This window comes from Nostoc sp. CCY0012, assembly GCF_963920855.1.
Taxonomy (GTDB): domain Bacteria; phylum Cyanobacteriota; class Cyanobacteriia; order Cyanobacteriales; family Nostocaceae; genus Cyanocohniella.
Window position 1 is genome coordinate 89,625 of sequence record NZ_CAWUDM010000007.1, and the last position, 11,937, is coordinate 101,561.

Below are 11,937 nucleotides of genomic sequence, written 5' to 3' on the forward strand. Positions count from 1 at the left end.
AAATCTGTAATTTTTCGTAGCAGAAGATTTGCAGAACTAGGAGAGCGATTTTTTTCGGGGGAGATGGCAATGGGAATATGGATGCTCATTTGAACCCAATATCTTTTGGAGCGAGTGCTACCCTTGGTCGAGCAATTGCACACAAAGCACAAATGTTGATTTGGCCACGACATAAGCGGTTGACAGATTCAGAGGGGCGCTACGGTTCATTACACGTTAAGTGTGCGGTCGCGGATAGAAAACACCTGTTTATTTCTAGTGCTAACCTCACTGAATATGCCCTGACATTAAATATGGAAATGGGGCTTTTAGTTCATAGTCAAGAATTAGCTACTCACGTGCTAGAGCATATTAAATGTTTAATTCAGCAAGGTACTCTCATGCAATATTAAACCAATTTCAGCTTTAGACTTAACCACTGTTGTTATGATGTACCAAAATGCAATTGAGCAATCCTGCTATACCACATTGGCTCACGAAGGAATTACAAATATACAAGCGCAGCGATTGCGCGGAGCGCAGTGCCGGAGGCGATCGCTTGGGTAAAATTCACAATCAACCTTCCTGGGAAGCTTCAGCTTGTTCCTTAGCCACAGCCTCAGCTATAACCCGCCGCAACCACTCGGAACGGTTAGATTTGTTACGCACATAAGTATCTAAATCTTTTGGAAGCATCACGGAGATAGGTTTAGTATCATGCTTTACTCCTACTCCTTTCGGTTGGAAGCGAGTTTCATAATCTTTTCTCATATTTTTTAACTCATTCGTCTAACACTAATTTACCATGCCCGCATATATGCGGCAATATATTAGTTATTTTTATCAATAAATACCCGTAGAAAGCTTGTCAAATCCGCATATATGCGGGATAATAATAACATAAGGAAATAGGAAAAGGAGCGCCAAAAAGACTCCCGGTAACGGAATCGAACCGAAGCGTGAAGTTTAAGATGTAGCGCCAATAACCTAAAACCTTAGAAAACAAAAAGAGCGCTGCTGACTACCAATCTTAAGCGCTCTTTTTAAGTTCAAATACTACGAGGATTGTAACACATGAATTTGTTTTCTAACACCCTAATCTTCAACTCAGAACTAGAAGCTCAATTAGTTGCAGAACAGCTTTACAACTGCCACCTTGAGGGTAATGTGTTAACCTTTCCCATCCGAGAACAACAGGCAGTAGATTTAGCAATCAGTCTAGCTGGTGTTGACTTCCCACTAGTAGAAGGCGCTAGCTGCTTGCTACCATTCCCCAAACGTGAGCGCGAATGTCAAGATGATGATGCACCACAGATTTATGTGGCTTGTTTATCTGCATACAACAATAGCTTTTTACACGGTATGTGGATAGATTGCACACAAGAAGCAGACGAAATTCAAGAAGACATTGAATGGATGTTATCTTGGTCGCCCTGTCGCAACTATGAAGCCTGTGAAGAGTGGGCAATTCACGATTTTCAGAATTGGCATGGTATTCATCTTGATGAATGCGAAAGCATAGAAAAACTCGCGGAACTTGCTCAAATATTATCAGAGCATGGTGAAGCTTACGCCGCTTATTATGAATATGACAGTACTGATGCTAGTGTAGAAAATTTTCAAGAGCATTACTGGGGAGAGTACAAAACCGAAGAGGATTTTGTTTATGACCAACTGGAAGAACAGGGATTCATTAAAAAGTTAGAAGAGATGGGTGTTTCTAGCATATACATCAACTGGGAAGCAATAGCCCGTGATTGGTTTATTGATTCTTACTATTCAGTAGAAGAAAGTTACAATAAAGTCTACGTTTTTAACCGTCACTAATTAATGAAAAAGAGGGGGAGTTTCAAAACTTCCTCTCTTTTAAGAATAGCGACAACTATCAATGATACCTAAAAGAAACTTTTGCATCACTAGCGATTACGTTTTTTAGAGCGTTCGTACTCTTTCAAAACCTGCTCAACTTGGTGAGGAAGAACCACACTAGATTTATTTAAACGCAGTTGATAGCAAATACCTGTGTCATTTTTACAGGCGATAATACTAGGCAAATTAATACCTAATGCTAGACTAGCAACAGCAGCCATCGCCGCAGTGGTTAAATAAACAAAGACCCCAGAAAGCCCTGAACCTAGCCACTGACCAAACCAAAACACATTAGATTTAAATTGTTCAGAGCGTTGTTCAAGTAGCTGTTTTCGTGTCTTTTGAGCTTCGTTCCATGCTTGCAGTTTTTCCAGCTTTTGATAAGCTAATTTCACAGCCTTAGCATCAGAAGTCTTTTCTACTTGGATGTCGAGGGTGCGTTTTTTGGCGGCGATTTCCTGTTCTAATCGGTATTCGTTCCATTCTCGGATACGTTGGGCGATAGCATCAGCTTCTCTGAAGAAGGCTCCAAGGGTTTCGTCTCCCATGTCATGCCAGATAATTCTTGTCTCTGTTGCTTTTTTTCCTCAATTCGAGCCATAATTCGTTCTTCTAGTTGAACAAACAGATTATTTTCAGAACCACTTTGTTGCAACTTCAACGCTACATTTTTTAAATAAAGTGATTGCACTAACTCTGGAACATCTTGAGCTTGAACAGCAGTAATTTTGTCAACAAGACTAGATAAATCAACTCTTGCTGCTACAGCTTTTTCGCTAACACTCTCAATGACTGCCTCTAATTCAAGTTGTTCAGAGCTTTCATGTGTTTGTTGAACAGTTAAGTCAGCTATAACTTCTTCAAAAGATTTGTCTTGCTGTTTGATTGATTTACAAGTTTCCAGAAAGCGATCGCACTCATCTGAGCTATACTCATCTTGCTCAGATAGCCCACAGGCTTGGAGAATTATTAAAGCCTGAGAAAGTGTGAGTTTAAAGCCCTGGTCACGAGTAATAACTAGTAATTCAGTAACATCTATAGGAAATTGGATTTTCTTGCGTGATTTTTTCCTGCCATTTTTGGGTTCGGTTCCTGATTGTGAATTCGATTCTGTACTAGATTCTGAAGAGCTATTTTCTAAACTTTGTTGAAACAGCGTTGTCGCCTGCTGGTAATCAGAGGCTTGTCCACTGGTGAACAACTGACGCACCACATCAAACCCAGACTCAATCTCTGCATCAGAATATTCCTGTGTGTCATGAGAAAGTCCACAAGCTGTTAATGTTGCTAAGACATCCTCTAATGATAGAGAATACATATTCTGTAAAGCTTCTTTGGTGTAAGGCATACTTATTTAATCCTTCTAACCGAACATTTTTTGAAAGGTGTTGTCATCCTGATGATGTACAAAATCCATTGACTCTGATGGGGATTTTTCTAGTTGTTTCTGCTCATTCATGGCAGATTCAGGCGAGGTTAATCCTGGTTCTTGGACTATCGTTTTAGGGGAAATACTTGCTGGAGAAACGAGCGAAAAATCTTCCAGAACAAACGTTTCACAAAGAAATGCTATATGCAACTTCAACTTATAAATAGCAGTTCTAGCATAGTGCTTTAATTCTGAATCAGAGCAATTACCATCTGCTTTTAAAGCGAAAGGCAACCAGTAAGCAGATAACGCAGATATTACCTTATCTTTTTCACTTATATTGACTTTTTGTTTGAGAAAATTAATCAACGCGACATTAAATAACTCTTGTTCTAGAGCAATACGGCAACGATATTCAATGCGATTAGTCATGTGTTGCACCTACAGTGTGACCTTTGTTTTGCCTTACACCACTACCACAGAGGAAGAAAAATAACCCATAAACATCTGTCAAGCGATAATTAAGAGATTTAGAATCGACTTGCGAAAAACTATTAGTGATTTGTGTCTCCAAAGTTTCACACCAGTTGACATTAGAGAAAGACAACAAGTTATTTAACTGGGAACGGAAGTAATAAGCAGTCCCCCCACTGAGAATTACTTCATCAACATCACGGGGAATTTGCAACTTGAGCCAATTGGACAACATCATCCAATATTCTTGTCTACTATTAGCTACGGCTTTACGAATAGTAGAAATTTCATGTTCTCTATAATCTAGGTCTAACGAGGAAGCTAATTCTGCCAAAGCCTTGTGAGAAAGGTTTTTACCAGCTTTACAGATGGCAGTAGTCAGGCGTTCCAAATTTAAGCCGGATGTTTGGTTTTTCACGGATTCCACCATTTTCGAGAATCCCAAAGGTTCTGTTTTACCTCTACTCATTTCTCCCCGCTCAATCAGCAGGATGGAAGTATCTCGATAACCCAGCATGACCACGCCGATGGTTTGTTCTTTAAGGGAAGAGCCAGGAGCGCGTCCCCTAGTTAAGATTCCTCCACCTTCAGGAAGACAAACAAACAGATCCAAGGAAAACGACTTTTCACGCCCTTTGAATGTGTAATTAGCAAGAGCAGTCGTGATCAACTGTTGAAATAAAGCCCGATCCTGATATTCTCCCCAAGGCAGTAAAATTCCTAAATGAACAGAGGAGCCGTTGGGTAAATCATGCTTGTCGGCGAGCGCTCCCACCATAGCCAAGACTTTAGGCAGTGCTAACTCAAACTTGCGGCGTTGCAGCTGCAAATCAGCGTTGAAGCGTTTTCTAGCTAAGAAACCTACTGCTTGATACTTACCTTGATATTCAATCCAGGCACTATTCTCAGGATTTGACTGACCTATCTTGCTTTCTTCGTAGGCTGACAAACTTTCTAATGGAACTGTCGCTACTTCTGGTTCCATTAAAATCAATTCTGGTTTAAACGAATCTAAAGTGTAAAATCCTTTGAGCGAAGAACCACCAGGATCTACACCTAACCTTAACAAGCTCATGAAAATTCCCTCGAAAAATGGTTCTCAGTATGGTACTTTTCGGTAATAAAACACATCAGTACAACCTTGTAATTGTTGTGTGATTTATCTGATAATTCTAAGACAAAAATAACAGAAATATGTGATATTTTTGTGGCATTTTATAGGTAGTTCTCAGCAGTTCCTAGAATTAATTTTGTGCGGTTCTTATGGGGAGTTTGTGTCAAGTTTATGGTAAATCAACCACTTTTGAAAAATTCATTTTTTTCGCACAGTACGCAAAAAAGTTTTGACAGAAAAAACCACTAAAATTAGAATAAAAATATGCAGAAAAAACTTGTGTAAACAAATATTAAAATGTGAAGCACTCAACACTACAAGCAGTAACACTTTCGCTATTACAGACAGAAGCGCGTCAAATGATGGCGATGTGCTTCTGGAAAAATAGTCATCACTGGAGTAGTCAACCATTACCCACAACAAAAGATTCTGCCCATGTAGTGATTCGAGTAGTTTATTTTCAAACGGTTAATTGGGTGGGGTTTAACTTTTGTAAATACCACGCCCAGGGAATCAGGATATTTCAACAACTGCCCAAAAATGAAAGATTATTTTATGAGGTTCAGCCCAATTGTTATACAAAATTCCCAGTGTGGTGTATTGATAGCCAGCATTTTGCAAATGTCATTGATGAACTCAATCATTGTGCAGGCATTGACTTGAAATTTATCGTTAGTAGCCCTAATCAAATACCTGAAATTTTTCAACCGCTTAATCTAACATTCTCTGAAAGAGAACAGAGGAAGCGGAGGAGCAGAGGAACAGTTAGTGTTAACAGGTAAAAACTCAGAACCACAGCAAGCAGTACATTATTTTCTGGAGGGTTATTACCAGGAAGGAACTTCACGCTGGTCTGGGAAAGGTGCAGAAAAGTTAGGACTATCAGGAGCAGTTGATAACCAAGAAGTCTTTTCAAATATTGTTAATGGACTATCGCCAGATGGCAGTCAACATCTATGCGCTAGAAAATTAAACTCATCAAAACGCCGGGCAGCAACGGACTTTACTTTCTCTGCACCAAAAAGTGTTAGCCTACAAGCGTTAGTGGGTGGAGATGAGCGTTTAATTCAGGCGCATACATTAGCGGTACAAAAAACCTTAGAACTGATAGAAGAACGCTATAGCTACACCAGAGCAACTACTGAAGCCGGGCAACAACTTGTGAAAACCAATAATTTGGTAGTTGCAGAGTTTGACCATGTTGAAACCAGGAAACTAGACCCACATCTGCATACTCACGCCCTGGTGATGAACATGACACGGCTAGAGAACGGGCAATGGTACAGTCTCCTCAATGATGAAATCTTCAAAAACAAGAAATTTCTCGGCATGGTGTACCAAAACTACCTCGCAGTAGAAGTACAAAAACTGGGGTACTCGGTCGAAGCCAGAAATCACGGACAGTTTGAGATTAAAGGATTTCAACCAGAAGATTTACAAGAATTCTCCAAACGCAGACAACAGATATTAAATGCTGCCGGAGATAATGCAACTTGGGCAGAACGAGAAAAAGCATGGACTACCACCAGGAGCATCAAACAGAAAATTGACCCAGAGGAGCTAAAAGCCAAGTGGAGAGAAGAAGCCGCAGCACTGGGGATTAAATTTGTTCAGCCAGGGGAGGCACAACCGGAACTACAGCCGAGGTTAGTCAGCTATGACAACCTGGAAGATGCCATCGCGCACTGTTCAGAAAGAAATGTCGCCTTCACCCAGGAAGAATTAGAGAAATTCATCCTCAATCAAGGATTAGCCACGGACGTAAGCCAGATTGAACCGTTAATTAAAGCCAATCCCGAACTACTCAGCCTATCGGAAACCCGTGACTTTACTACCCTGGCAGCAGTCAACCGCGAACTGGCAACCATAAAACTCATGCAGGATGGGCAGTCTAAGGTTAGCCCACTCACCCACCCAGAAGTAATTACCAGCCATCTAGAGCAAACCGCTTTAAACATAGGACAACGCCGCGCCTTAGAAACAGCAGCCACCACAACAGACCAATTTATTGCATGGCAAGGGGTAGCTGGTGCTGGTAAAACTTTCGCCCTCAAGGAATTAAAGAAAATCGCCACCGATACAGGGTACACCATCAAAGGATTTGCCCCCAGTTCAATGGCCGCTAAAGTTTTGAGTCAAGAATTGGATATTCAAGCTGAAACAGTTGCTCTTACCCTGGTTTCTGAACCGTCCCAGGAGATTGAATCACAGCAAATTTGGATTGTAGATGAAGCAGGATTACTCAGTGCCAAAGATGCGATCGCTCTGTTAGAACGAGCTACCCAGGAACAAGCCAGAGTCCTGTTAGTAGGAGACACAAAGCAGTTATCAGCCGTAGAAGCAGGCAACCCTTTCAAATCACTGCAACAGGCGGGAATTAAAACTAGCTACCTGAATGAATCTTTAAGGCAACGCGCCCCAGAGCTAAAACTGGCAGTAGATTTAATTGCAGAAGGGAGAATTCAGGACGGATTTACAAGGTTAGATGAAAATGGCTGTATTCATAGCGTTTCACCTGAACTGAAAATTGAGGCGATTGCCCGTGATTACATAACAGCTACACCAGAACAACGAGCCAGAACCTTGGTACTGGCAGGAACCAATATTGAAAGACTGGATATCACCCAAGCCATTCGGGAAAAACTGAAAGCTGAGGGAAGTTTAGGTACTGGGATTAACATTACTCAGTTAAAAGCCAAAGATTTGACAAGAGTACAAAGGCGCTACACCCATAATTTTGAATTGGGGGATGTAGTCATGCCCACGCGCAGTTATAAGCTTCGGGGATTGGAGAAGGGGAAACTGTATGAAGTGGTGGGTAAGGATAATGACCGTTTAACCCTGAAAGCTGAGGATGGCAGAGAATTTCTCTTAGATACGGGATTTGAGCAAGCAGTTTATCAAAGGCAGGGGATTGAAATTGCTGTGGGCGATCGCCTACGCTGGACGAAGAATGACCGCCAATTAGGACGGCGCAACGGTCAGGAATTTGTAGTTACAGCCGTTGCTGGGTCTAACGCACAAATTGAGTATTTAGATAGCAGTCAAACTGAAGTTATTAATCTGCAACAAGCCCAACATCTGGATTATGCCATTGTCAGCACTACATATAGTAGTCAGGGGAAAACGGCTGACCGAGTGTTGATTGCGGCTGATAACACCATTGGACAAGAGAGTTTTTATGTAGCGGTTAGCCGTGCTAGGTATGAATTAAAGCTGTATACGGAGGATAAGGATTATTTATTAGCCCAGGCGCAATCCAGTAGAGCTAAGGAAAATGCTCTGGCTCTACTGCGGCAGCAGGAATTAGCAAAGCAGCGTCAGTTAAAGCCAGAGACAGAAAAGTTTGTAGCTGCGGCGATTGTAGCTAAACAACCGAGTGTATCACCAGAAAAAACAGTATTACCGCCGATTTTAAAAACTCAGGTCACACCCCCGACTATTCAGAATCAATCGCCACAAGTATCGGTTCCCAAACCAGTTATCAATAAACCAATTCCCAAAACTTTACCGCCTAACGTTGCTTTTTGGACTCCTGGTGATATTGGTGAAGCACCGGAAAGGCTTGATGAACAGCACTGGCAAGAATTAGTACTTGACAGCGCCATTCACCCGGAAATTGCCAGTCGTAACTTCAAAAGTCTGCATCAAACCAGGGAATGGGAGCATGAGGCTTGGGAATACCTGATGTACAGTGATAAATTGCCCCGCACCAATACAGGTAGGCTTTCATCAGGATTTATGAGTAAGTATGCTCATATTGAATCTGGTGGCTGGTGGTGTGATGCTGGTGTTAATCCAAAATCCTTTGCTGACCTGAAACCAGGAGATGAACCTGATAGAAAACTGTGGGGATGCTACAAACCCAACAACCCACGAGAAAAAGCTGATCAACCCGGTAAGTTTATTAAATATGAGCATCCACCTAAAACTGAGTTAAGTATTTTCCTGTTAGATGTACCTGATGATCTTGCCGAGCGTATCTATGAGAAAGCAGGGGTACAGCCTACTGAAAGCGATAAGAAAAGTGGATTTTGGTATTGTGTTTGTCAGTATAACCTCCCAGTGACAATCACTGAGGGAGCGAAGAAAGCCGCTAGTTTGTTAAGCCAAGGTCACGCTGCAATTGGATTGCCAGGGATATATGCTGGTTATCGCAGTAAGGATGAGTTTGGTGAGCAGGTGAAAGCAAGGCTAATGGATGAGTTAGCTGTTTTTGTTACGCCGGGACGAGAGATGACTTTCTGCTTTGACTATGAAACGCGACCAGAAACGCAACGAAATATAGATATTGCCATCTCGCGCACTGGTGGACTACTGGCGGAGCAAGGGGTTAAGGTCAATGTGGTGACATTACCAGGGCCAGATAAAGGTGTTGATGATTTGATTGTGGCTCATGGGGCTTTGGCATACCATTCGGTATGTAGTGAAGCATTAACCCTCAAGGAGTGGCGCGATCGCAACAACAAACAGCGACATTCACCACCAGCACCACCTAAGAAGTTGAGTCCTGAAGAACGCCAGCAGCAACTAAAGTGGCAAATCAGGGAGATGATATTTGGTTTAAACAAGGATGAATTAGCAGATTTAGTCTTAGAAGTGTCAGACTACTTTGAACAGCCACAGCAAAAGAATGACCCCCAGTTATCTAAGATGAAGGTTGTTCGTCAAGTAATTAGAGAGAATAAACCTCAGATTATAGAAAAGCTAAATAGCACTAGTGAATCAGAGCTAGAAGCAGAAATTCAGGAGTTGTCATCCGAAATTGAGTTACTGGAAGAAATCGCATTGTTAGAGTCAGAAGTGGAAAATCAATCAATCCGCTTTAGACGCTAATAAAATGTTTTCCTCAGTTCAACACCTAAAAGAACTACATTTGATTAGGAGTTGAACAATTTCCTCCAAAGGCAGATCACGATCCCCAATCAACCGGAGAATCATTTTTTGTGGGTCAGCATTAGCAGTTTCTTGAAGTCTGGTAGTATGGGCTTCTCTATCCCCCACATTGCCAAAGGTTTTCAGCTTCACCACGGGCAAAATTGCTAAACCTGCCATTATTTATGAGTTGTATAAATAGTTCAATTTTCATGCCCCCTTGAGTAAACGTATCCTGGTGCATGATCTAGCGTGAATGGGGTCATAGCCTCACCCGGAATTTTTAGATCCGTAGTGAGTATGTATGCTTCCATAAAAGCTCATCTGCTATTCATGTGATAGCGGTAGTCCTGCCCGTGCCAATAATTGACAGAAACTCATCTGTTACAAGTATATCAAAACGACTATTTCATGATTCATTTGCCGGCTTACAGGGGTAATAAAATCATCAGGTTTAGCACTGGTTGATAATTATCATTAAATCTCAGCTAATGACCAGAAAAATACTATTGTTGAGTCAATTTTCACCTGAAATTACTATGAAAAATGCTGGTGTGAACATTGGCTAACTACTGGAAAAAATCACGTAATTACAAGGGTTACAGGCTATATTATTGTCAACAAGTTTAGTCTAATGACAATAATTGTGTTTGTTCAGATTCACTCAACTTTTTTCAAAGACTGACACAACTGTTTTGTAACTAATTGTATTATCAAGACCTACAGAATAATTTTTGAACGGTTTTTTGAATTACTTTTGCAACATAAATGTAATATGGATTTTTCGTCAAAGTTACCTAGTGAAAATGGCTAAAAATGGCTCAAAGCGGCTCGGCGTATGAATTAGAGGGCAATTTTACTCAGAACCAGTAGGTGACGAATGGGCGTAATTTGACCACTTTTGACTGCTAATAGCAGTCGAGTCACGTTTTTTGGCTCAACTGAATTTTTGCGGTCAAACTGCTATTAACTGCTAATAGCAGTAACAAGGCATCTTTTTGTGTCATATTATGGCTATTGTGCAGCAGTCGGGCATTTGTAGTTAAAACTACTTTTTTTGTACTTAGTTTCTACTTTAATCCTACGTAATTTGTGGTGTTTATATGAGTAATGCCAAGCAAGAAATTCTTTCTATTAAACGAGACAGTGACCTTTTTTGAATTCAAAATGCAAAATGCAAAATTCAAAATGAAGAATCAGAAAAATTTGGGAATTGATTCATTCTGGGTACAAGCCCTCATTAATCTCTTTAATTTTGAATTTATAATTTTGAATTTTGAATTGGAGCGTTCGCGCAGCGTCTCGCAGAGAAGCGACTTGAAAGCGTTGATGGTAAGGTGTTGAATTTTTTAAAGACAGATCCGATTTCTCCAGGGTCAACTCTGGCTGATGCGGTGATGGTTACTCTCAAAGCTCATTGGCTGCCTTTAGTTTTGTACTCAAGAGGAGTGCGCGGTGAACAATTGCGCTTGTCAACTCTTTGGGCGCTGCATCAATTGGAAGCGCAAGCTAATCTGATTCGCCGCATTTGTGGCGTTGATGTTGGTCGATGATACTGAAAATTGACCACACAAACGGGAGCATGGTGGCAAGCTTCAGGGGCGGAGGGGCAGGGGGAGAAAAAACTAAATCACTCACTCCTTCAGCACCAAGAGCCTCTGGGCAAGGACACAGAGTTTTTGTAACCATTAGTATGATTAACGACTACAGAAGAGTTGTTAAACAGTTTTTTGAATTACTTTTGCAACATAAATGTATTATAAAATTTGGGTCAAAATTCCCTAGTAAAAATGGCTAAAACTAGCTCTATATATGCTTTTGCGGCTAAATTATTGCCGGAACTCTTGTCACTAAATATCCCCTTAATCATCATTAACTACACTTAAATACTCATTATTTTCAATCGGTTGACAGTTTTTGCTGAGGAATAACTGAACTAAACAGCACTTAAATACTCATTAATAGCCCCTAAATATTCACTAGTGTCACTTTTTCTCCCTAGTAGGTTAAAGGTAAAATTTCCTACAACAGATTACTGATGAGCCAAATAGTTGATTTTGCATTACCTAAAATGGTGTTGCGTACAAGAAAGTAGCAAATCATTAAATTTAAGCAAGGTAAGTATTTCCCGCTTGAATTTTCTCAAATACAAATATCTCTGCTCAATCCCTACTGGACTCAACGTGAGGGAAGTTCCGTTAACTTAGATCTTGCACCTGGAAATATGAATGTCAAAACCTTGACTACGTGCGAGAGG

11 protein-coding genes are annotated in these 11,937 nt (G+C 40.9%); 5 read left to right on the top strand and 6 right to left on the bottom strand.

From position 1 onward, the window contains the following. Positions 1-77: 77 nt before the first annotated feature. Positions 78-392, top strand: coding sequence for a phospholipase D-like domain-containing protein (locus ACM0OS_RS03275; RefSeq protein ID WP_414541719.1), 315 nt, complete (start codon positions 78-80; stop codon positions 390-392). Positions 393-555: 163 nt separating this feature from the next. On the opposite strand, the gene ACM0OS_RS03280 is transcribed toward ACM0OS_RS03275, so the two are convergent. Continuing rightward, a complete protein-coding gene (locus ACM0OS_RS03280; protein WP_414541720.1) occupies positions 556-750 on the bottom strand; it encodes a hypothetical protein in 195 nt (64 codons plus the stop codon). A 303-nt stretch (positions 751-1,053) separates the two neighbouring features. On the opposite strand from ACM0OS_RS03280, the gene ACM0OS_RS03285 reads away from it, so the two are divergent. Beyond that, a complete protein-coding gene (locus ACM0OS_RS03285; RefSeq protein ID WP_414541721.1) occupies positions 1,054-1,806 on the top strand; it encodes an antirestriction protein ArdA in 753 nt (250 codons plus the stop codon). Between the two features lie 89 nt (positions 1,807-1,895). Here ACM0OS_RS03285 and ACM0OS_RS03290 read toward each other — a convergent pair whose 3' ends face one another. The 4 genes from ACM0OS_RS03290 to ACM0OS_RS03305 are packed head-to-tail and all read right to left on the bottom strand — an operon-like array spanning position 1,896 to position 4,766. Next, positions 1,896-2,396, bottom strand: coding sequence for a hypothetical protein (locus tag ACM0OS_RS03290; RefSeq protein WP_414541722.1), 501 nt, complete (start codon positions 2,394-2,396; stop codon positions 1,896-1,898). After that, the gene (locus ACM0OS_RS03295; RefSeq protein ID WP_414541723.1) at positions 2,312-3,196 is read right to left on the bottom strand and encodes a hypothetical protein; all 885 of its coding nucleotides are present in this window, start codon (positions 3,194-3,196) and stop codon (positions 2,312-2,314) included. The genes ACM0OS_RS03290 and ACM0OS_RS03295 overlap by 85 nt, the downstream gene beginning before the upstream one ends. A gap of 15 nt (positions 3,197-3,211) precedes the next feature. Next, positions 3,212-3,649, bottom strand: coding sequence for a hypothetical protein (locus ACM0OS_RS03300; protein WP_414541724.1), 438 nt, complete (start codon positions 3,647-3,649; stop codon positions 3,212-3,214). Then, positions 3,642-4,766 (bottom strand): ParM/StbA family protein, encoded by a 1,125-nt coding sequence (locus ACM0OS_RS03305; protein WP_414541725.1) that lies wholly within the window; start codon positions 4,764-4,766, stop codon positions 3,642-3,644. The genes ACM0OS_RS03300 and ACM0OS_RS03305 overlap by 8 nt, the downstream gene beginning before the upstream one ends. A 338-nt stretch (positions 4,767-5,104) precedes the next feature. Here ACM0OS_RS03305 and ACM0OS_RS03310 point away from each other — a divergent pair, with 338 nt between their 5' ends. Both ACM0OS_RS03310 and mobF read left to right on the top strand, forming a co-directional pair. Continuing rightward, entirely contained in the window at positions 5,105-5,587 is a 483-nt protein-coding gene (locus tag ACM0OS_RS03310; RefSeq protein WP_414541726.1) for a hypothetical protein, read from the top strand. Further along, entirely contained in the window at positions 5,574-9,641 is a 4,068-nt protein-coding gene (gene mobF / locus ACM0OS_RS03315; protein ID WP_414541727.1) for a MobF family relaxase, read from the top strand. The genes ACM0OS_RS03310 and mobF overlap by 14 nt, the downstream gene beginning before the upstream one ends. A gap of 18 nt (positions 9,642-9,659) precedes the next feature. Here the strand turns inward: mobF and ACM0OS_RS03320 are convergent, their stop codons facing one another. Further along, positions 9,660-9,860, bottom strand: coding sequence for a hypothetical protein (locus tag ACM0OS_RS03320; RefSeq protein WP_414541728.1), 201 nt, complete (start codon positions 9,858-9,860; stop codon positions 9,660-9,662). A gap of 1,157 nt (positions 9,861-11,017) precedes the next feature. On the opposite strand from ACM0OS_RS03320, the gene ACM0OS_RS03325 reads away from it, so the two are divergent. Further along, a complete protein-coding gene (locus ACM0OS_RS03325; RefSeq protein WP_414541729.1) occupies positions 11,018-11,233 on the top strand; it encodes a hypothetical protein in 216 nt (71 codons plus the stop codon). Positions 11,234-11,937 lie beyond the last annotated feature (704 nt).